The sequence below is a fragment of the Planococcus sp. PAMC 21323 genome, from assembly GCF_000785555.1.
Lineage (GTDB): Bacteria > Bacillota > Bacilli > Bacillales_A > Planococcaceae > Planococcus.
Window position 1 is genome coordinate 2882151 of the sequence record NZ_CP009129.1, and the last position, 20742, is coordinate 2902892.

Genomic DNA, 20742 nt, shown 5'->3' on the forward strand with positions numbered 1-20742 from the left:
GCAATCTCAATTGATGAGATTGCTGGTTTTTACTGTCATATGAAGTAAGAATAGAAAGTTTTTTCTGTTCTCTTCAATACCGATTAATTACTCTACTTTCTCGCCTTCATTCAACCGATCCAATATCGTAATGGTTTCCGACAATTGGTTATTAAAAATTTTCTTCGCTACATCCAATAAGTCGATAATTATGGGATCGCGCAAAGAATAAATGACCCGGTTTCCTTCTTTGCTGCCGGTAACAATGTTTTTTGACCGCAAAACGGTTAATTGTTGCGAGACGGCCGAGCCTTCGCTTTCGGCAAGTTGCTGGATTTCGTTTACGCTTTTATTGCCGTCCGCCAAAATTTCTAGAATTCGGATGCGAAGTGGATGCGCTAAAGCTTTGAAAAACTCGGCTTTAAACTGTTGCATGGCCATGTCCAAAATAAGTTTCTTCCTCTCTATCACGGTTTTACGGACTTTCCGTTTTTTTGTAATCCAGACCCGCTGAAAGTGCGGTGCATTCTTTAAATGCAAAATGTTGACACCCTAAGCATTTGTTTCGGTCCAGTTGTTCTAATGAAAAATCAATGGCTTCTCCAGTATGCTCGAAGAAATGCCCTTCTCCAGTATAATCATATAAACCTGTTTTTTTCACGATACTTAACGGATGCGGATTCATTCCCGAAAAGATTACCGTTCCATGTTTTGAAAAATCTTTTACAATACTTGATAAATACGCTTCACCCGTCGCATCCATAAATGGCACTTTGCCCATTCGTAACAACAAGACATTAGGTTTGTAGTTTATGGTGCGCATAATCGACTGTTCGAAGGTTTGTGCTGACCCAAAAAATAACGGACCTTCGATATTAAATATACTAATTTGTGGACAGTCCCGACTATTCGTTACGCGGTGAGTTTCGACTCGTTCGTTTTTATGTTTTGGGTCTGGCAATGCTTTTGCGATGACCAATTGTTCACTCATTTGTTTTACAAATAAAATCACAGCAGCCAATAACCCTACTTGTACCGCAACGGTCAAACTGACAAAAACCGTTAACAAGAACGTCACGAGTAAAACGAGTGAGTCTGCCGTTTTGGTTTTCATCAAAGAAACAAACACACGTCGCTCACTCATATTCCACGCAACAATCATCAGCACAGGTGCCATACTGGCTAGTGGAATAGCTGAAGCGTAGGGCGCGAACAATAATAGAACGAGAAGTACCACAAGCCCGTGTATAATTCCCGAAAACGGTGAAACCGCTCCGTTTTTAATATTTGTAGCAGTTCTTGCAATGGCGCCTGTTGCGGGAATTCCGCCAAAAAGTGGCGTGACCATATTGGCAATTCCTTGTCCGATCAACTCTCGATTGCTATTGTGCTTAGTACCGGTCATGCCATCTGCTACAACGGCAGATAACAAGGATTCAATTCCTCCGAGCATCGCAATGACAAACGCAGGGCCTATTAGAAGCTGCACGCGCTCCCACGTAATTTCGGGAAAATGAAATGCTGGCAGCTTGTTTGAAATTTCCCCAAACGCCGATCCAATAGTTGCTACTTCACTTGGGAAAAAGGCTGTTGCTGCGACAGTAGAAACCAATAAGCCAATAAGCGGGCCTGGCACTTTCGGCAACATTTTTGGCGTCAAAATAACGGCAACTAAACAAATGACAGCTGTCACTACACTATATAAATTGATTGTATCGATTCGGAGGAATAGCTCTTTTACGTTCATTAGGAAGGATTCGTGTTTTTCAACATCACGTAACCCTAAAAAATTCGCAATTTGACCTACGAAAATAAGGACAGCAATTCCCGACGTAAAGCCGATTGTGACGGGTCGTGGGATATACTTGATCAACGACCCTAGTCTGAAAATCCCCATTAATAAAAGCAGTATTCCAGCTAAAAATCCGGCGATCAGTAAGCTTTCGTAACCATACGTCAGCACAATGGCAAACAAGATGGGTATAAATGCACCAGTTGGACCCCCAATTTGAAATTTCGAACCACCAAACAACGAAATCAATATCCCGGCAATAATGGTAGTATAAATGCCATACTCGGGATCTACACCAGAAGCAATGGCAAACGCCATGCCGAGTGGAATCGCAATAATACCCACGACTAGCCCCGATAACAAATCTTTCTTAAAGCTGTCGACTGAATAACCCGCATATCTTCCTGTGAAAATCGACTTCTTTTTCATGTAAGGACCTTCTTCTTCGAATTATAGTATATCTGATTATTTGAATATATTATAATTCAAATATAAACCGTTTGTTCTTTGTTGTCAAAGTTGGAATGATGGACAAGCCCTACACGTTTGTTTCGTTCAGACAACAAAAAACCGCCCCACCGTCATCTTCATGACAGGTTAGGGCAGTTTTAATGCGATATATAGTGATGGATGAAATGTTCATTCTTAAATTCAATTTATCTAATTTATGGTTACTTATTTCTTAACGGTTCAAATGCATTCGTCCAAGCATTTACTTGATCCAGTAAAGTTGTCACCGATTTCTCGTGCAGATCGGCCGGTTTAAACTCACTCATTTTCACAAAATCTGTGAAGAGCGACATCGCCGGATGCGTTCTAACGGTAGCCACTTGCAGCTCAGCTAATATAATACGCAATGCTTCAGCTGCACGCACCCCGCCTGATGAACCGTAGCTGACGATTCCAGCTGCTTTATTATTCCATTCTGGATATAAATAATCGATGGCGTTTTTCAAAGCAGATGTTACCCCGTGGTTGTATTCCGGACAAATAAACACATAGCCGTCCAGCTCTTTAATTTTTTTAGCCCACGGAATCGCTTCAGGGGTTTGATAATCTTGACTGTACGCAGCTGAAACAGGCTCTGCATACATCGGCAAATTAAATTCAGCCAAATCAACCACTTCGTATTCAGCATCTCCGCGTTTGTCTGCAATGTTTTTTACCCATTGTGCTACTTGCAAGCTATTGCGTCCTGGTCTTGTACTGCCTGTAATAATCCCAATCTTCGTCATGAATCGTTTCCTCCTCAAATTGTGATCCTACTTTAGCTCTGTGAACCTTCACTCTTTGATGCCTCTTCATCATAAGGGAAAAAGACAGGCATTTCAATTAAATAGACAGATTATTCAACCACTTAAATACGGTAGACTGTCACCAAATTAAAACCCCTCTAGTAAATAAAATTGATATAGTAGAAAGCACTATCTTGTTTTTTATTTATCCACTAAGATTATAAAAGATGTTAGAGAGCGTAAAATATCTTGTGTAAATGAATAAATAGAAAAAGGAAGACCTTTTCTTGTAGAATTAAGTCACCACAACCAATTCACAGAAAAGAGGCCTTCCCTATGACTCAGTTTACAACAGATATTATGCAAGCTCTAGTAAAAAAAGAAGACATCTCCGAAGTTTTCCGTAAGCACCTGGAGACGGCGGTCAATACGCTCCTCCAAACAGAACTTACAGCTTTCCTGGATTACGAAAAATACGACCGCATCGGTTTCAATTCCGGCAACTCACGCAACGGTGTCTACACGCGGACACTCCATACGGAGTATGGGGATTTGGAGCTTTCGATGCCACGGGACCGGAACGGCGAATTCAACCAACAGACGGTCGCTCCGTACAAGCGCTCAAACGATACGCTGGAAGCCTTCGTTATTCATATGTTCCAAAAAGGCGTGACGATGTCCGAAATATCGGATTTGATCGAGAAGATGTACGGTCATCATTACACGCCACAAACCATTTCTAATATGACGAAAGTGATGAGCGAACAGGTCGAAGCGTTTAAATCTCGTCCATTAGATCAGCGCTATGCTTGCGTCTATCTCGATGCAACTTACATTTCTCTCAAGCGCGACACGGTCTCGAAGGAAGCTGTCTATATTACTGTTGGCATCCGAGAGGACGGCTCAAAAGAAGTGTTGGCCTATACAGTGGCCCCTACGGAATCCGCATTCGTTTGGGAAGAAGTCCTGTTGGACTTGAAAGAGCGCGGTGTCGAAGAGGTGCTTTTGTTTATCTCCGACGGCTTGAAAGGCATCACTGATCGCATCTTTTCGGTCTTTCCCGATGCTCAATATCAGGCGTGCTGCGTCCACCTGTCGCGTGGTATCCGACACAAAGTTCGCGTCACCAATCGCAAGGAAATTCTTGATGATTTCAAATCGGTCTATCGGGCAGAGAACCGGGAACTGGGTGAAAAAGCGTTGAAAGTCTTTGTCGATAAATGGAAAACGGCCTATCCCAAAGTGACGAAATCGTTGGAAGCGAATCCCTATATTTTCACCTTCTACAGTTTCCCAAAATCCATTTGGCGAAGCATCTATTCGACGAACCTGATCGAATCGTTCAACAAGAACGTAAAGAAATACAGCAAACGCAAGGAGCAATTTCCGAACGAAGATTCCTTAGATCGCTTCTTGGTTTCCCAATTTGAAATCTATAACCAGAAATTCTCCACCCGTTGCCATATCGGATTCGATCAAGCCCGTGCAGAGCTGGCTGAGATGTTCAAGCAATCTTAATGGATATACATACAAGAAAAGGATTTACTTATTTACACATAATTCTTGACGCTCTCAGATGTTAAATACTAACTTAAAGTTATAATAAATAGACAAATAAAGTGAACACGCTGCTTTACACTTATAAACTGAAAGGAGGTCTACAGTTTTGAAAAATTTTATAGACAAATCTCAACATCCTGTTTTAGCTTCTACTGAAATACTCGACTTGATACAAGATCCTATTTTTTTAATAGCTGAAGATCACGAGACGTTTCGTTATGTTTACGCAAATCCAGCCGCTTGCAACATCCTTTCTCTTCAAAAGACCGATATCGGAAAAAAATTAGAAGAAGTCTTATCATCTGCACATATCCCGCTTTACTATTATCGAAAAGTCCAATCTTCAACAACTAAAATAGAAGTTACTGAAACGATTCGAACAGAAGATGGCTCTATTCTTGGAGATATTATGCTTAATCCCATCCTGTCAGACGGTGGGCAGTGCATTTATATTTTAGTTACCATTAAAGAGTTAACAGAACTGAAAAAAACTGCCCTCCTTTTAGAAGAAAGTGAACAGCGCTATCAATCTTTAGCGGAAAACCATCCGTATGGTATTTTTGAATTCGACGCAAATGGACATTTAAAGAGCGGCAATATCGGAACAGAAACAATTACCGGCTACTCTGCGGAGGAATTGCTAGAAACATCGTTCTTATCGATGATTGTTTCGACCGAAATCGAAAAAATTCGACATCATTTTTACGAAACTTTACACAACAATCGACTTGAACGTTATGAATTTGCCTACCGTCATAAAAATGGCAAGCTCTTATATCTTCAAGCTACAAATATACCGATACTGCTCGATGGAAAATTGGTGGGCATGCATGCCGTAGTGACCGATATAACGGAAGTCACCTACGCGAAAAAGAGTTTAAATGAAGCTAAAGAAAAGTTAGAAATCTATTGGAAAAATTCAGCTGTCCCGATTTTTTACATCGATGCTAAGGGAGATATATTAAGTGCAAATCCTGCATTTGAAGAAATATTTGGTTTTACTGAAGAAGAAATGATCAATAAAAAAGGATCCATTATCCCTCAAGAGATGAAGCCTGCTCAAATGGCCATGTTAAAGCGAATTCTTCAAGGAGAAACGATTGAATCACACGATACCGTTCGTATAACCAAGTCAGGGAAATTACTGAATATCATCTCCTCTTACTCCCCTGTCCGGAATGAAAAAAAAGAAGTAGTAGGCGCAACCATTATATCTAAAAATGTAACAGAGCTTAAAAAAGTGGAAAAAGAACTTCAGAAAAGCCAGGAAAAATATCGACTAATTACAGAAAGCACATTAGATATTATTACGTTAATCAATCTTTCTGGACACATTGAATATGTCTCCCCTGCCAGCGAAAAAATTCTAGGGTTTCCGGATCACGTATACATTGGAAAGCTCTTTACTCAAAATATCCATCCAGAAGATACCTTCAAGTTAATAGACAACGTAACTGCTTTGATTAATGGAGAAAAACCTACTGCACTCGACGTTCGTTACTTGCACTGTGATGGTCATTATATTTGGATGGAAGTTTCTCCTACCCCCGTTTATTCAAATGGAGAAATGACTCAATTATTTACACTCGCTCGAGACGTGACAGAACGAAAAAGACTGCAAAGTGATATTGCTAAAATGGCGTTTCATGATCATTTATCCGGCATACCAAATCGCCGCAGTTTTGACGACAAATTAGAAAAAGCGGTTCTTCAAGCAACTCGGACAAATAAAAAAATCGCTGTTTTAATGCTAGATGGCCGTAAGTTCAAAAAAATTAACGATCAATTTGGTCATGATGTAGGAGACGCTGTCATTAAAGAAATGGCTACCCGGCTACAAGCCTCGATTCGTCCTGGTGATACCGCAGCCCGATTAGGTGGAGATGAAATGGGGGTTATTCTACCTGACATCGACTCTTTGGACATTGCAATTGCTACTGCCGAACAAATTCTCAAGTCCTATGAAGCGCCCGTTTTCTTTAACGGCCACAAAATCACAATGGGGGCAGGCATTGGTATTTCTTTATACCCGGATGACGCTGTTAATGAAAAACAACTGATCAAACACGCAGATTTAGCTTTATATGAAGCAAAAAAAGCCGGTCGTGACACTTATCGTGTTTATGAAGAAGGTCAGAGATAACTCGATGCAAAACGACCGCTTAAACGAACAAGCTCACCCTTTTAAGAGGATGAGCTTGTTTTTATGACGTCCTCAGAAATCTACAAATATACCCGTTCATTGTATAATACAAATCAAGGAGGCTGATTGGAATGATTCGGATATTAGCGGTTGATGACGATATACATATGTTGAGTTTCATTGCAGCTGAGCTTCGGCAAGCTGGTTATGAAGTCGTAGAGGCCACTTCAGGCGAAGAGGCCTTGGATATATTAGAAGATGAAATCATGGATTTAGCTGTGGTAGATGTGATGATGCCGGGCATTGATGGTTTTGAACTGACGCGAATTGTTCGGACCGAGTACGATCTTCCGGTTATTTTGTTGACAGCTAGGCATCATATTGAAGATAAAGAGCGCGGATTTTTAGCAGGTTCAGATGATTATTTGGTTAAACCTTTTGAAGCGAAGGAATTGTTATATCGCGTTAAAGCCATATTGCGTAGATACGATCATCCTGAAGATGATTTGCTTGTTATTGGCTCTGTAAGCATTGACTTGAAAAGCTATGAAGTAAAATCACCCAATGGCATCTTGTTTATTCCATTAAAAGAATTTGAGTTACTGGCTTTAATGGCATCAAAACCGCGACAAGTGTTAAGTCGCGACTTGATCATTGAGAACGTTTGGGGAATTGACTTTCAAGGGGACGAACAAACCATTAACGTTCATGTAAAACGACTTCGTCAACGACTTGAACGTTTCGCGCCTGATGTGAAAATCGTTACGGTGAGAGGTGTGGGGTATAAACTGGAGGTTGTCACATGAGTCTTTACGTCAAATTCATTTGGTTTACCTTTGCTACTATGTTGATCAGCAGCACCATCGCCTTTTTCGGGATGAATGCTTATTACCATAGCCAGTTAAAAGGAGAAAACAACGATAAAAACATGGCCATCGCCCAATCATTCGCTAATTTCTTGGATGATATTCCTGCAGACGAGACACGTGATGCATTGATGACGTTAGGCGATGCTGGCTATCAACTTTATGTAACCGATGGTGAAACAGTCGAACGCTATGGCGGCGACTACCGAGACGAGACGATCAATCCTTCGGAAGTTCAACAAGTATTAGACGGGGCGGAATTTAACGGCATACGCGACTTTCCTAGAGAAACCTTTGTGACCGGCTTTTTTGCGAATGAACTAAAAAATACGGTCGGCGTTCCTGTTAGACTCGATGGCAAACCGCATGCCTTGTTTATGCGACCAAATATCGGATTGTTGTTCCAAGAGCTTCATTTGTTATTTGGCGGTCTAGCCGTTGCCATCATATTATTGAGTTTTATTGGCATGCTAGTCGTTGCGAGGTTACTGATTCAACCAATTACCAAATTAACTGAAGCGACTGAAAAAATGGCAACAGAAACATTCGATGTCCCACTGGCCATTCACCGGAAAGATGAAATTGGCCGTCTCGCAGATCAATTTTCTACGATGCGTTCACGAATCGAGCAATCTACTTTAAAACGAAAAGAATTTGTTCACAATGTGTCTCACGATATTCAGTCACCACTTCATACAATTCAAAGTTATTTAGCTTTGCTTCAAAAAGAAGGCATCGGTAAAGAAGAAAAAGAACAGCACATGGCAGTTATTCAAGATGAAACGACCCGCTTGTCTTTATTGACGAAACAATTGCTCACCTTAGCGTCCTTTGATGCGGAAGCTGCTGAGTTGGTTGAAACGGTGTCTGTCGACCAACAGCTTCAGCAAACTTTGTCGCATTTACGTTATGCTTTTGAAGAAAAAGAACTTGGCATCTCGGCACAACTCGCTGAAGGAAGAGTCCAAGGAAACGGCGTCCTTCTTCAGACAGTGTGGGAAAATTTACTGACCAATGCGATCAAATACAGTGAACCTGGTAACTCCATTGAAGTTCGATTGACGACAACTGAAAATCACGTAGTCTTGGACTTGCAGGATGAAGGCATCGGCATGTCATCAACTGAAGTGGAACACGCTTTTGACCGTTTTTACCGGGCAGATCAAGCACGTACACGTTCGACAAAAGGATCTGGTCTTGGACTCGCGATTGTAAAAGAAATTATCGAATTACATGACGGAACCGTCAAAATTTCCAGCACGATTGGTGAAGGTTCGACTGTTCAAGTTACACTTCCACGTATCTAGATTTTATATAGCTGTACGCAAACGTTTTTTATGACGTTTGCGTACAGCTTTTTTATTTTTATTTTCATTCCAGCCATATACATCACTAGTTATTTTGGAATGTTACCCTTCGTTCACGTTCCGTTCATGTTGACAGCTTATAGTAAAGTTATCAAAGAAACCGGAGGCGTTACCATGAACATCGCATGGAAAGAAATTAAAAAAAATAAAGTACGATTTGCCATTTTAGGTTCGATTGTTTTTCTCGTTAGTTTATTGACGTTTATCATATCAGGACTAGCGAATGGCTTGTCACAAGACAATGCTGCGCTTGTTAAAGATTTACCAGACGGTCAGTTTTACATGGCCGAAGATGCAGAAGGTACGCATAACTTGTCTCGAATCGATTTAGAAGTTCAAGATCAAACCTTGGCAGAAACAAAAGATGCAGTTGCCTTATCGATTCAAATGGGCTTTTTAAATGATGAAGATGACAAACAACGCAGTGTGGCATTTGTCACGACGACGGATTCCCCACTGTTTGAAGATGTAAAAGCTGGTGAAGTTGTACTCGATCGTTCTTTAGAAGAAGCCGGCATAAAAGTTGGCGATACTTTGACGAATGATCAATTTAGCGGAGAGTTTGTGGTTAAAGGGTTTGCGGAGCAGCAAAAATACAGCCACGCACCCGTTGCATTTATCAACATGGAAAACTACAAAGAAATATACCGTACGGATGAAATGCAATTGATGTTCGTCCCTGAAAGTGACGAGTACCCAACCATTGCAGGTCTCGAATCTTATACAAACAAAGAGTTTCTTTCAGCTATTCCAAGTTATAGCGCTGAACAACTCTCACTTAACATGATTGTTTGGTTTTTAGTAGTTATCAGTGCCCTATTGTTTGCGATTTTCTTCTATATGATGAACGTTCAAAAAATTGGCTTGTATGGTATTTTAAAAGCGATCGGTGTGAAAACAAGTACCTTGTTTAAAATGATGTGGACGCAAATGTTCTTTATTACGACCATCGCGCTTGTATTCTCCATTACGTTGAGCCAATTATTCAATCAATTCGCACCAGCAGGAATGCCGTTTAGCTTAACCGCTACCGTAACAATTCAATTGTCGATTGTGTTTTTAGTTATTGGCTTTATCGGTGCTACTTTATCTGGTATCCAAATTAAAAAAGTCGAACCATTACAAGCAATTCAACAAGGAGAGGTTTAATATGACGATTTTTGCAGCTCAAGAAGTACGAAAAACGTTTATAAATGGTGAAGTCGCAGAAGAAATATTAAAAGGAATCGACTTGTCTCTTCAAGAAGGTGAAATCACAGCGCTTGTCGGCGCTTCCGGTTCTGGTAAAAGTACATTATTAACCATTGCAGCAGGATTACAACCAACATCAGATGGTCAAATTGTTTTTAACGGACAAAACATGACCGATATGTCTTCTGAACAAATTCGGAAAATACGAGCTAGTGAGTTCGGATTTGTTTTCCAAGCAGCTCACTTAGTGCCGTTTCTAACGGTAGAAGAACAATTATTGCTTATGCTTGATGTAGCTGGAACTAAATTGTCGAAAAAACAGCAAAAACAAGAAGTTGGCGAATTGCTTGGACAAGTCGGTATGAATCACCGAAAAGATGCTTATCCGGCTTCCTTATCCGGCGGTGAGAGACAACGGGTTGCTATTGCCCGGGCAATAATCCACAAACCGAAAATGTTGTTTGCCGATGAACCTACTGCAAGTCTCGACTCAAAACGATCAAAAGAAGTAATGACTCTGATCCATGATTTGACGAAAACTTTACGCATTACAACGTTAATGGTGACGCATGACGAAGAAATGCTGTCGTATGCGGATCACGTCGTTACGATGAAAGATGGATTAGTGAGTTAATCTATAAAAGATAACAAAGAAGGACGTTGCTAAAATAGCTGCGTCCTTCTTTTTCACTGTCTCTGTCACTTTTAAAGAACACCTATCTCTTCATTAGTTTGAAAATTAAGCAGTCGGGAATAGCTTAGTTATTACAATAAATAGTTTTGACGAGAGGGTGTATACAATGGATATTATTGAACGAGTGATTCAATTGGCAAATAAGAACGTTGACGAAGGCGGACGACCCTTTTCATGCATCATTACGCGCGGGGATGAAATTATTGCTGAACGCGCAAATCAAGTGGCTCAAACAAACGACCCTACCGCACATGCAGAGACGCTTGCAATTCAAGATGCCTGCAAAAAGTTAGGCACTGAACACTTAACAGATTGTGAAATTTATATTTTGGCTAGCCCATGTCCTATGTGCTTAGGCGCTATGTATTACTGCAGCCCTAAAAAAGTAACGTATATCACGACAAGGGAAGAATACAAAACTTATTACCGTGATGACCGTAAATATTTTGAGCTAGAAAATTTTTACGATGAATACCCAAAATCAGTTGAAGATCGCCGCTTGCCTATGGAGCAACTAGATCACGCTGACAGACTTGATCCCTACAAACGTTGGAATGAAAAACACGGGACGAAAAAAGCCTGACCAACTGTCCTAGTCTGCACATACTAGATTATACTGATGAAAAGATGGATGACTTCTAATAGTCATCCATCTTTTTTTAGTTGAGCTATAACTTTCGTAACATCGTTCCGATCAATACGATTGCTCGTGTTGATAGCTCCCAACATCCTCCCTAATTGAGCTACTTCTTGCTTCCCCCATGACCATTCTGAGGTTTGTCTTTTTTTCTATCGACTAAAAACCAGATTAAATACCCGACAAGACCCAAAATAACAATTAAAGACGCGATTGGTTGAAATTCAATCGGTAAAACAAACGTTAATAATGTAGCTATGAAAATTAATGGCAGCATAACAACAAAATACACTTTCACTTTCTTATTTTTGAAACTCATATCAAATCGATTCACGGCTACTTCCCCCTTATTATCGTTACAACGTACTTTCTTCATTAACACTTCATCACGCAAACCCCATCAATTCTTTTACTTTTTCTTTATTTTCCTTTGACGTGACCATTTCAAGCAGTTCAAAAGCCACATCAAACGCCGTTCCTGGGTTGGAAGAAGTAATAATATAGTCCTCACAAACAATTCGCTGATCCATCACTTGTACACCGTATTGTTTTAATTGATCGCGTCGTTTGCTTGTTGGGTGATCGTAAGTGGTAGCTTGTTTGTTTTCTAAAATCCCACTGTGTGCCACCATTAATGCCGCGACACAAATCGAAGCAATCGGTTTTTTGTGCGCATCAAAATAACGCACGACTTCTTGAAAATCTTCACTAAATGCGTCTTCATAAAATCCTGCTTCTTCAAAACCGCCAGGAATCGCTAACGCATCAAACTCTTCTAATGATATATCACTTAGCTGCTGCTCTGGAATCACTTGAAAGTTCCACGTACATTGTAATTGGGGATGCTTTCCGACAGTCACCACGTCTGTAGAGCCGTCACCTTCCCACTTGTTCCACCCCATCACATCCGTAAAGACACTCGCTTCAGAAGCTTCAAATCCATTAGCTAAGAGTAATAATATCTTTGTCATCGAATCTCTCCTTTATATTAGATTTTATAGGATCGTTAGGTTTTCACAAATGCCTTTCAAAAAGAAAAAATGACCTGAAATATACACTCGTATACTTCAAGTCATCTTATCAAACTAATTTATCCCTCAATCACAATCTTAGGCTTTCGTACAAGCGCCATAATACCAGCAATCAGGTAGAAAATACCTGCTAAAATACCGGCTCCACCTGTTACAAACGAGACGATTACCGCAGTAGCAATTAGGATAATCCCCGCTACTACAGGCTTTTTGTTTCCTTTAAGTAAAACCATTGCCACAATTCCTAAAATTACTGCGACTACTGAAGCAACCGCAAGAAACCATCCTCCAGTGCCCAGCATATTCAGCATTTCATCCAAATCGCCCATACCTATTTCAGGGGTTTCTGCGGCCATTTCATTAAACGACTCTTCCATAATTCCTCTGTTGTTTTGAAGCCAAATCATTATACCTCCAATGGCTGCGATAAATACAAAACCTAGCGCACCAATGATTGTTAAGACTACTTCTGCTGTTCGTTTCATATTCTTCCTCCTCAAATTTCGTTTATTGTCCTGCGATGTCGCGCTTAGTGAATGCTGTCCATGCTGCTCCTAAAAACACAATAAAGTAAACAAGGAGCACCACAACTGAAAACGTTAAGGTCATGTCCTCATTGATCGGCATACCACCAGCCATATACTGTTTTAAATTAGTATTGGCAAATAAAATATATTTAGCCCAATCATATTGTGCGAAAAATACAACAATCGTATTACCTGCCATCATTAAGAAGATCGCCAGTCCAATTGCCATACCACTACTTCTAAAAATTGCCGAAATCATAAATGCGAACGTCGCCATCATGACTAAAGTGACCAAGCTGTACCCGTATGCTTCAACAATTTCACCAAGCACACCTACTTGAACAAAGCCTTCTATTTGTTGCTGAACTAATGATGGATTTAAGCCATTTAATCCGAACAATACGGCTCCTGTCATCCAAGAAGTTACCAATAAGAATAAGAGCAATGTAAGTGCAAAAACCAATACGGATACATATTTTGAGAATAAAATCTTTGTTCTTGAAATGGGACGAATCAATAATAACTTTATTGTACCCCATTTAAACTCGTTTGATATGATTCCAGCTGCCACGACAATGGTGAACAAGCTGATTAATGACGAAAGGAAACTGTTTTCTAGTACATACTCCCAGCCGTCATAAGGTGCAGGTTTAATATCATTTTCTAAATAGTAGTTATTTTCTTCAATCATCGGTTGATTTATGCTTTGGATAAATTCATCATTTTCCATCTCAGCGGTTAGCTGCGCATTTTCTTCTTGAAGCTCTGCTTGCCAATTGTTTCCGTATTCTTTAAAGTCTGATTCCGTGCCCATGTATTTTGTTAACAGCCCGCCACCAACTGCGATTGCAAAAATGGCGATAAACATAACCCACGTTGATTTTTGAGCATATAATTTTATTTGTTCGTTCCAGATTAAGTTTAAGAAATTACTCAATGGTATTCTCTCCAATCAAGTCAAAGAATTTATCCTCTAGCGTCGCTTGTAGCACACGAACGCCATAAATGTTGATCCCTTGTTCTACAAGTTTCTTCAAAATAGCCGGGATTTCTTCACGTTTAACCGACATCGACAGTTCTTTAGCGGTTATTCCGATTTTGTTTGCTAATTGTGTTTCCAAATACGTTTTAGCAGGTGCTAGCGGTTCTGCTTCGATATAAACTTCATGTAATGTTTCTTCAGTTTCAACGCTCTGCACGTTTTCAATCGCAACCAATTCACCATTTTTAATAATGCCGATCCGGTCGCACATTAATTCGATTTCCGAAAGCAAATGACTCGAAACAATAACTGCCACATTTTCTTTTTCCGCTAAATTGCGTATGTATTTACGAATCTCCCGAATACCCGATGGATCCAAACCGTTCGTTGGCTCATCTAGTATTAATATCGATGGACTGTGCAACAACGCTTGCGCAATTCCGAGACGTTGGCGCATACCTAGTGAATACCGCCCTGCTTTTTCATGAATTGCGTTGCCTAAACCGACAAGTGAAACCACTTCGTTCATGCGGGCTTCCGTCACACCTTTGACCATACGCGCATAATGCTGCAAATTTTTCCAACCACTTAAAAATGGATACATCTCCGGATTTTCGACGATTGCGCCCACGTGCTGAATCGCATTCTTAAAGTCAGTCTTGATGCTTTTTCCTTCAATCAGTACATCGCCTTCTGTAATATCGATCAATCCGACCATCATGCGGATCGTTGTTGTCTTACCCGCTCCGTTCGGTCCTAAAAACCCAAATACTTCTCCTGCTTTGATCTCAAAATCCAATCCTTTAATAATCGGCTTTTTCCCGATCGTCTTTTTCAAATTAACCAATTGCATGGCTGATTTAGACATAAACTCGCCTCCATAAATTATGTTTCCCCCTAACTTTACGAACGAGAAAAGAGAAAGTTCCTATAAATGGGAAATGAGATAAAACATCAAAAAGTTAATAAAAAAATTCTGCCGATTTTCGTCATCGGCAGAATTTTTTATGCGCTCTTCAGTTTTATTGTTCGAGTATCTCTTCGATTTCATTTTTTATAACGGATACTTGAGGTCCATAGACAACTTGAACTCCCGTTCCGTTCATAATGACTCCTTTACTGCCAGTCGCAGGAAACGCGTTTTTCTTTACCAGTTCCGGGTCTTTAACCGTTACACGCAGTCGTGTCGCACAGTTATCAAGGTCTACAATATTCCCTTTTCCTCCAAATGCGTCGATGATTGTATGCGGACGGCTCTTTTGCGAATCAACAGCCACTTCATCTACTACAACTTCATCTGTTTTTTCATCTTCACGTCCTGGAGTTTTAAAGTTAAATTTCTTGATCAATCATCGTCCATGAAAGTGTCTGGACTGGCAAACCGCCACCGAAGCCTTTGAAGAAGAACTGTTGCACTTAATTTGACAAACTACCACAAAGAAAAAAAGAGTACCTCCCGTTTATTCAGGATTTTATAAATCTCATTTTCATCCCAAACTTATGGAGGTACTCCTTTTAAATTTTTCAACGCTCTACTACAAGAGGTGAAAGTTTTGTTTCGTGATTAAAAATCTTAAAAGTATTTCGCAGCCATTTTCTTCGCAACTTCTACTTTTTCTTCTGTCAATTCTTTCATTGGCTGACGGCAATAACCTGCGTCTACGCCTTTTTCTTTCAAAATTTCTTTTAATGTTTGGTAAAGGCCGTTGTTTAACAGCTCTGTGATGAAATCGTTTGTTTCGTGTTGGATTTCACGCGCTTTGGCAATTTCGCCTTTGTTTGCCAGCTCATAAATTTCACGCGCGCGTTGTCCGTTAACGTTAAACGTACTCCCAATCGCACCATCTACTCCAAGAACAGCTGCGGATAAAAGCATTTCATCAAATCCAGCATAAAGTAATTTATCCGGGAATGTTTTTCTCATGCGCTCTAATAGATAGAAGTCACCCGCTGTGAATTTCACACCGATGATTTTTTCATTTTCAAATAGCTCTGCAAATTGATCAATGCTAATATTTACGCCAGTTAAGAATGGAATTGAGTAAATGATCATTTTATTGTCTACTGAATTGATAATGGTGTTGTAGTAGTTTTTGATTTCTTCAAAATCAAACTTATAGTAAAACGGTGTAACGGCAGAAAGTGCATCATAGCCTAAATCAGTTGCGTATTTAGCAAGCTCAAGAGATTCTTTCAAGTTGACTGATCCGACTTGTGCGATCAACTCGACTTGATCTTTTACTTCGTCTTTTACAATGCGGAAAATCTCTTTCTTTTCTTCAGTAGAAATCATGAAGTTTTCCCCTGTACTGCCGTTTACGTATAAACCATCTACTTTTGTTACATCTAAATTGTATCGAATAATTTCACGTAATCCTTTTTCGTTGATTTCTCCGTCTTTATCGTAAGAAACCATTAACGCTGTAAATAAACCTTTCATCTTATAACCGCTCCCTTTATCATAATGTGTTCTATTTGTTGAGACTTGAGACAAAACGTTTTGTGATTTCTCGTGGTCGTGTAATAGCTGACCCAACGATGCAACCGTGAGCGCCGTAAGCCATCGCTTGTTCAAGCTCTTCTGGACGCCAGTAACCGCCTTCTGCCATTATTGGGGTGTCTACCGCTTCAGTAAGAGATTTGATCAACTCCGTATTTGGAAGCACTGCGTTTTTCGTGTATTGTGTGTAGCCAGAAAGTGTTGTGGCAACTAAGTCAAAACCAAGCACACTTGCTTTGACACCTTCTTCAAAGGTTGAAATATCCGCCATTAATAACACATCCGGAAATGCATGTCGGATTTCTGCGTAAAATTCATCCAAGCTTTGGCCGTTTGGTCTTAGCTGATTTGTTGCATCAAGAGCAACGATTTCTGCTCCCGATTTCACTACTTCTTCTACTTCTTTTAACGTCGCTGTGATAAATACGTTGCTGTCGTCGTAATCGCGTTTTACAATACCAATGACTGGCAAGTCGACCCGTTCTTTTATAGCACTGATGTCTTCATAGCTATTCGCTCGAATGCCGATAGCTCCACCTTCTTGAGCTGCTACTGCTAGTCTAGACATGATGTACGAACTATGTAGCGGTTCGTCTTCTAGAGCCTGACACGAGACAATGAGCCCACCTTTTAGTTTTGCTAGTAATGACTGTTTATCCATAATGACTACTCCCTAATATTCAATAATGTAAAATTCGTACTCAATCAATACAGTTTACTGGATGTGTTTTCTGAGATTTTTAATTGTACGGCTTTTGCTTCTTTTACATTTTTCATCGCTAACCCTGTACAGATCAAATCAATTAAATACAGCTGAGATATTTTCGAAACTAATGATCCACTGTCTAGTGGACTTTCTTTTGAAGAGGATAATAAGACTAAATCAGCAAATTTCGTCAAAGGGGATTTTGTATAGCTAGTTAAAGCAATCACAGTTGCACCGTTTTCTTTTGATGCACTTACTGCGTCTACAATATCTTTCGTACTGCCAGTTAAACTAACGGCAATAACAACTGTCTTTTCCGTCATCGAAGCTGCTCGCATCATTTGAAAATGTGAATCGGTTATGACGCTGGCATTTTTGCCAATTCGCATCAATCGGTTTTGCATATCGAGTGCTGCAATTCCAGATGAGCCAACCCCGAAAATCACGACATCTTCAGATTCTGCTATTTTGATAATGGCTTGTTCTAACAGTTCTTCGCTGATTACATCGGACGTTTCAGTAATCACTTGAATGACATTGTTTTTCACTTTATCTACATACGTATCTTCAGTGGTTTCTAGAGTGGTTGTTGAAATTTCTTGAGCAAGCATAAACTTAAAGTCTTGGAAGCCTTTATAGTCCAACTTCCTGAAAAAACGTAATAATGTTGCTTCTGCAACGCCACAAGCTTCAGCCATTTCCGTTAAAGAATGATAAAGAACTTGATCTTTATTCCCCATAATATATTCATATACTTTTGTATCTGATTTTGTAAAATCAGCTTTCATCTGTGCCATCAATAGCGTCGGTTTAAGACCGACTAGTTTTGTTTGTGTTTTCATTTAGCATCTCGCCTCGCTTGTTGGATTTCATAGTTTTTAATGGCACCCAACAAATTTGATCGATTACCATTCTTCGCTAAACGAATGATGAGCTTTTCTTTGAAGGGATCTAGCAAGTTTTTGAAAACAGCTTTCTCAATTTCTTGCTCTAGCCACTTTCCTTGAGCTGAAATCCCGCCTCCAATAACAATAGAGTCAGGATTCCAAACATAAATCAAGGATTGTAAGCCAAGCGCCAAATCAGCTAGCCATTCATGAAATAAGTTGAGCGACTCGTGGTCACCTTGTTTAACTTTCTCCATAAATGCAGGCAATTGTTGCTGTGGATCTAGTTCTTGGATTTTTTGTTGTAAACGGCTAGCAGATGCATATTGTTCAAAGCATCCCTTTTGTCCGCATGAACAAAGTCTTCCGTTAGGGTAGAGATTCATATGACCAATGGCTCCGGCTAAATGAGTAGAGCCTTTATGGATTTGCCCATCTAGCGCCAGTGAACCACCAATTCCTGTGCCAATCGTCAGAAATAATAGGTGATGAGCATCTAACGCTACGCCTTTTGAGAGTTCACCAAGCGCACCGCAATGTACATCATTTTCAAGTTCGACCGGGAGCTGAAGTTCAGTTTCAAGTATTTTTTTCACGTTCATCCCCGTATAGCCTGGAATGGTTTCTGTCGCATAAATTACTTTACCTGCTCTTGAGTCAATCGATCCTGCTGTACTAATTGCGACGCCTTCTATCGCCCATTCTTTTTGAAGGTCTTTTGTTAGCTCTTTAATCTTTTCAACTAGTGTTTTTCCACCTTTAGCTGCTTCCGTTGGCGTCACTTTCTCAACAACTAAATTACCTTCAGAATCCCCAACACCATATTTAATATTTGTTCCACCAATATCGAATACAGCTAGTAACATGTGGGGTTCCAACTTTCTTTTAAGGTAATAATAGGTCAGGTAAGAACAACGTAATCTGCGGGAAGAACGTAATTAATAGTAAACAAACGACTAATGGAATGATAAATGGTATTACGCCTCTCGTTAAAGTGGCTACCGGAATGTTGCCGACCCGTGATACAACGAACAAGGCCATGCCCATCGGTGGCGTCAAAATTCCAATCATCAAGTTTAGAATAACAATTATACCAAAGTGTACAGGATCGACACCTGCTACAAGTACGACTGGCACTAAAATCGGTACCAATAAAATCAATAACGCTAATGACTCAACAAACATACCTAAGAATATAAGTAACAAGTTCATCAATAACAATAAAACAATCGGGTTATCAGTCACGTTCAAGAAGAAATCTGCGACTTTAATCGCGACTTGTTCGTGCGCAATCATTTGGCCGAAAAATTCAACACCCATGATCATCAATACCGCAACACCGGTTAATTTCATTGATTCAACGACATTTGTGAACAATAGCTTAAAGCTAAGCTCTCTGTAAACAAAGAATCCTAAGAACATTGCATAAAGCGTTGCGACAATTGCCGCTTCAGTTGGCGTAAAGAATCCAGAGAAAATCCCGCCAATGATAATAATCGGTGTTAACAACGCCCAAAATGCGCGTTTAAAATGATAAAACCTTGTTTTCAACGAAGCTTTTGGTGCTTTCGGATAGCCACGCTTTTTCGCCCAAATATAAGCGACAACCATTAGTGAAAACGTCATTAACAATCCAGGTAACACACCTGCTAAAAACAAACGAGCAATCGATTGATCCGAAATCACGCCATAAATAATGAGTGGAATACTCGGTGGAATAATTGGCCCGATAATAGCCGAAGCTGCTGTTAAACCGCCTGCGTAATCGTCATCGTATTTTTCGTCTCTCATCGATTTGATCTCTAACTGCCCAAGTCCGCCAGCATCTGCCAAAGCCGATCCAGACATTCCTGAAAACATAAGAGAAGCCATAATATTTACATGGCCAAGACCACCACTATAGTGACCAACCAATGATTTCGCAAAAGCAAAAATTCGTTCTGTGATTCCTGAAGAGTTCATCAACGTTCCCGTTAAGATGAAAAATGGAACCGCCAGTAACGCAAAACTATCGATACTATCGATTAACTTTGCTCCCGAGAAGAACACTAAGCTCCAATCAGTCATCGCGAAGTATGCGAGTGCCGCAACGATTAATGTAAAGCCAACTGGCATTCCTAAAAACAGAAGCAGCAGCCAGATGATAAAGATAATGCCCACTTCCATTTAAATCTCCTCCTTCGCATTGCGCCATTCTCGGTAGTTGCGCTCAAGAAGACGATAAATCATCAATACCGAAAGAAGTGGAAGAGCACTATACATATACACATACGAAATTCCTAATGCCACAATATCAACCGGCACTTTTCGCAAAGCCATTTCGTATCCAATATACGCCATCAGTAACAATACGATTAGGATGACGAATTGGAATACATAATTCAACCCTTTTTGAATCGCTTTTGGCATCTTTTCAACAAAATAATCAATATACACATGTCCATTTTCTTTTATCCCAATGGATACCGCTAAGTAGCCAACATAGATAAAGATAAACTTCGCTAATGCTTCTGACCATGTTAACGGCTGATCAAGAACGAGGCGGGAGAAAATTTGCATCGTCAAGACAATCAACATGATGATAAAAAGAACCCCGCCCACAATCTCTTCAAAATTTGCCAAAAACTTTTTCATGATTTCACCTG

22 protein-coding genes are annotated in these 20742 nt (G+C 40.1%); 7 read left to right on the forward strand and 15 right to left on the reverse strand.

Features of this window, described 5'->3' with window-relative positions; translation table 11 throughout:
* Positions 1–87: 87 nt before the first annotated feature.
* The 3 genes from PLANO_RS14210 to PLANO_RS14220 all read right to left on the reverse strand — a co-directional run bounded on the left by PLANO_RS14210 (position 88) and on the right by PLANO_RS14220 (position 3006).
* On the reverse strand, positions 88–420 hold the full coding sequence (locus tag PLANO_RS14210; protein WP_081976697.1) for an ArsR/SmtB family transcription factor: 333 nt from the start codon (positions 418–420) through the stop codon (positions 88–90).
* A gap of 34 nt (positions 421–454) precedes the next feature.
* Complete coding sequence (locus PLANO_RS14215) at positions 455–2200, reverse strand: SulP family inorganic anion transporter (RefSeq protein WP_038705088.1); 1746 nt, start codon at positions 2198–2200, stop codon at positions 455–457.
* Positions 2201–2442: 242 nt separating this feature from the next.
* On the reverse strand, positions 2443–3006 hold the full coding sequence (locus PLANO_RS14220; RefSeq protein ID WP_038705089.1) for an NADPH-dependent FMN reductase: 564 nt from the start codon (positions 3004–3006) through the stop codon (positions 2443–2445).
* Between the two features lie 336 nt (positions 3007–3342).
* Between PLANO_RS14220 and PLANO_RS14225 the strand changes: the two genes are divergently transcribed.
* From PLANO_RS14225 to PLANO_RS14255, 7 genes are all read left to right on the forward strand, one after another.
* Positions 3343–4524 carry an IS256 family transposase gene (locus PLANO_RS14225; RefSeq protein WP_038702803.1) on the forward strand — a complete coding sequence of 394 codons (1182 nt, stop codon included), beginning with the start codon at positions 3343–3345 and terminating at the stop codon, positions 4522–4524.
* 148 nt (positions 4525–4672) lie between these two features.
* Complete coding sequence (locus PLANO_RS14230) at positions 4673–6709, forward strand: PAS domain S-box protein (RefSeq protein WP_038705090.1); 2037 nt, start codon at positions 4673–4675, stop codon at positions 6707–6709.
* Between the two features lie 131 nt (positions 6710–6840).
* Positions 6841–7515, forward strand: a complete 675-nt coding sequence (locus PLANO_RS14235; protein WP_038705091.1) for a response regulator transcription factor — start codon at positions 6841–6843, stop codon at positions 7513–7515.
* A complete protein-coding gene (locus PLANO_RS14240; protein ID WP_038705092.1) occupies positions 7512–8882 on the forward strand; it encodes a sensor histidine kinase in 1371 nt (456 codons plus the stop codon). The genes PLANO_RS14235 and PLANO_RS14240 overlap by 4 nt, the downstream gene beginning before the upstream one ends.
* Positions 8883–9056: 174 nt before the next feature.
* Positions 9057–10091 carry an ABC transporter permease gene (locus PLANO_RS14245; RefSeq protein WP_038705093.1) on the forward strand — a complete coding sequence of 345 codons (1035 nt, stop codon included), beginning with the start codon at positions 9057–9059 and terminating at the stop codon, positions 10089–10091.
* A gap of 1 nt (position 10092) precedes the next feature.
* Positions 10093–10767 (forward strand): ABC transporter ATP-binding protein, encoded by a 675-nt coding sequence (locus PLANO_RS14250; RefSeq protein WP_038705094.1) that lies wholly within the window; start codon positions 10093–10095, stop codon positions 10765–10767.
* A gap of 166 nt (positions 10768–10933) precedes the next feature.
* Entirely contained in the window at positions 10934–11410 is a 477-nt protein-coding gene (locus PLANO_RS14255; protein WP_038705095.1) for a nucleoside deaminase, read from the forward strand.
* A gap of 160 nt (positions 11411–11570) precedes the next feature.
* On the opposite strand, the gene PLANO_RS14260 is transcribed toward PLANO_RS14255, so the two are convergent.
* The 12 genes from PLANO_RS14260 to PLANO_RS16125 form a co-directional block, all read right to left on the reverse strand.
* Positions 11571–11798 (reverse strand): hypothetical protein, encoded by a 228-nt coding sequence (locus tag PLANO_RS14260; RefSeq protein ID WP_038705096.1) that lies wholly within the window; start codon positions 11796–11798, stop codon positions 11571–11573.
* A gap of 52 nt (positions 11799–11850) precedes the next feature.
* A complete protein-coding gene (locus tag PLANO_RS14265) occupies positions 11851–12435 on the reverse strand; it encodes a DJ-1/PfpI family protein (RefSeq protein WP_038705097.1) in 585 nt (194 codons plus the stop codon).
* 119 nt (positions 12436–12554) lie between these two features.
* A complete protein-coding gene (locus PLANO_RS14270) occupies positions 12555–12980 on the reverse strand; it encodes a DUF4064 domain-containing protein (RefSeq protein WP_038705098.1) in 426 nt (141 codons plus the stop codon).
* 22 nt (positions 12981–13002) lie between these two features.
* Entirely contained in the window at positions 13003–13959 is a 957-nt protein-coding gene (locus PLANO_RS14275) for an ABC transporter permease (protein ID WP_038705099.1), read from the reverse strand.
* Entirely contained in the window at positions 13952–14872 is a 921-nt protein-coding gene (locus PLANO_RS14280) for an ABC transporter ATP-binding protein (RefSeq protein WP_038705100.1), read from the reverse strand. Before PLANO_RS14280 ends, PLANO_RS14275 begins: the two co-directional genes overlap by 8 nt.
* A 154-nt stretch (positions 14873–15026) precedes the next feature.
* Entirely contained in the window at positions 15027–15353 is a 327-nt protein-coding gene (locus PLANO_RS14285; protein ID WP_038705101.1) for a PTS sugar transporter subunit IIB, read from the reverse strand.
* A 224-nt stretch (positions 15354–15577) separates the two neighbouring features.
* Positions 15578–16444 carry an N-acetylneuraminate lyase gene (locus tag PLANO_RS14290; protein ID WP_038705102.1) on the reverse strand — a complete coding sequence of 289 codons (867 nt, stop codon included), beginning with the start codon at positions 16442–16444 and terminating at the stop codon, positions 15578–15580.
* A gap of 31 nt (positions 16445–16475) precedes the next feature.
* Positions 16476–17165 (reverse strand): N-acetylmannosamine-6-phosphate 2-epimerase, encoded by a 690-nt coding sequence (locus PLANO_RS14295; protein WP_038705103.1) that lies wholly within the window; start codon positions 17163–17165, stop codon positions 16476–16478.
* A 44-nt stretch (positions 17166–17209) separates the two neighbouring features.
* Complete coding sequence (locus tag PLANO_RS14300; RefSeq protein ID WP_038705104.1) at positions 17210–18052, reverse strand: MurR/RpiR family transcriptional regulator; 843 nt, start codon at positions 18050–18052, stop codon at positions 17210–17212.
* Positions 18049–18963 (reverse strand): ROK family protein, encoded by a 915-nt coding sequence (locus PLANO_RS14305; RefSeq protein ID WP_038705105.1) that lies wholly within the window; start codon positions 18961–18963, stop codon positions 18049–18051. Before PLANO_RS14305 ends, PLANO_RS14300 begins: the two co-directional genes overlap by 4 nt.
* Before the next feature lie 19 nt (positions 18964–18982).
* Complete coding sequence (locus PLANO_RS14310; RefSeq protein ID WP_038705106.1) at positions 18983–20263, reverse strand: TRAP transporter large permease; 1281 nt, start codon at positions 20261–20263, stop codon at positions 18983–18985.
* The gene (locus PLANO_RS16125; protein WP_038705107.1) at positions 20264–20731 is read right to left on the reverse strand and encodes a TRAP transporter small permease; all 468 of its coding nucleotides are present in this window, start codon (positions 20729–20731) and stop codon (positions 20264–20266) included.
* Between the last annotated feature and the right edge of the window lie 11 nt (positions 20732–20742).

Bases quoted from the DNA above. Each gene is read 5' to 3' on its own strand.
- PLANO_RS14220 (WP_038705089.1), bottom strand. From the start codon at position 3,006: ATGACGAAGATTGGGATTATTACAGGCAGTACAAGACCAGGACGCAAT.
- PLANO_RS14235 (WP_038705091.1), top strand. From the start codon at position 6,841: ATGATTCGGATATTAGCGGTTGATGACGATATACATATGTTGAGTTTC.
- PLANO_RS14215 (WP_038705088.1), bottom strand. From the start codon at position 2,200: ATGAAAAAGAAGTCGATTTTCACAGGAAGATATGCGGGTTATTCAGTC.
- PLANO_RS14210 (WP_081976697.1), bottom strand. From the start codon at position 420: ATGGCCATGCAACAGTTTAAAGCCGAGTTTTTCAAAGCTTTAGCGCAT.
- PLANO_RS14225 (WP_038702803.1), top strand. From the start codon at position 3,343: ATGACTCAGTTTACAACAGATATTATGCAAGCTCTAGTAAAAAAAGAA.
- PLANO_RS14295 (WP_038705103.1), bottom strand. From the start codon at position 17,165: ATGGATAAACAGTCATTACTAGCAAAACTAAAAGGTGGGCTCATTGTC.
- PLANO_RS14245 (WP_038705093.1), top strand. From the start codon at position 9,057: ATGAACATCGCATGGAAAGAAATTAAAAAAAATAAAGTACGATTTGCC.
- PLANO_RS14305 (WP_038705105.1), bottom strand. From the start codon at position 18,963: ATGTTACTAGCTGTATTCGATATTGGTGGAACAAATATTAAATATGGT.
- PLANO_RS14300 (WP_038705104.1), bottom strand. From the start codon at position 18,052: ATGAAAACACAAACAAAACTAGTCGGTCTTAAACCGACGCTATTGATG.
- PLANO_RS14255 (WP_038705095.1), top strand. From the start codon at position 10,934: ATGGATATTATTGAACGAGTGATTCAATTGGCAAATAAGAACGTTGAC.
- PLANO_RS14310 (WP_038705106.1), bottom strand. From the start codon at position 20,263: ATGGAAGTGGGCATTATCTTTATCATCTGGCTGCTGCTTCTGTTTTTA.
- PLANO_RS14250 (WP_038705094.1), top strand. From the start codon at position 10,093: ATGACGATTTTTGCAGCTCAAGAAGTACGAAAAACGTTTATAAATGGT.
- PLANO_RS14280 (WP_038705100.1), bottom strand. From the start codon at position 14,872: ATGTCTAAATCAGCCATGCAATTGGTTAATTTGAAAAAGACGATCGGG.
- PLANO_RS14270 (WP_038705098.1), bottom strand. From the start codon at position 12,980: ATGAAACGAACAGCAGAAGTAGTCTTAACAATCATTGGTGCGCTAGGT.
- PLANO_RS16125 (WP_038705107.1), bottom strand. From the start codon at position 20,731: ATGAAAAAGTTTTTGGCAAATTTTGAAGAGATTGTGGGCGGGGTTCTT.
- PLANO_RS14290 (WP_038705102.1), bottom strand. From the start codon at position 16,444: ATGAAAGGTTTATTTACAGCGTTAATGGTTTCTTACGATAAAGACGGA.
- PLANO_RS14240 (WP_038705092.1), top strand. From the start codon at position 7,512: ATGAGTCTTTACGTCAAATTCATTTGGTTTACCTTTGCTACTATGTTG.
- PLANO_RS14265 (WP_038705097.1), bottom strand. From the start codon at position 12,435: ATGACAAAGATATTATTACTCTTAGCTAATGGATTTGAAGCTTCTGAA.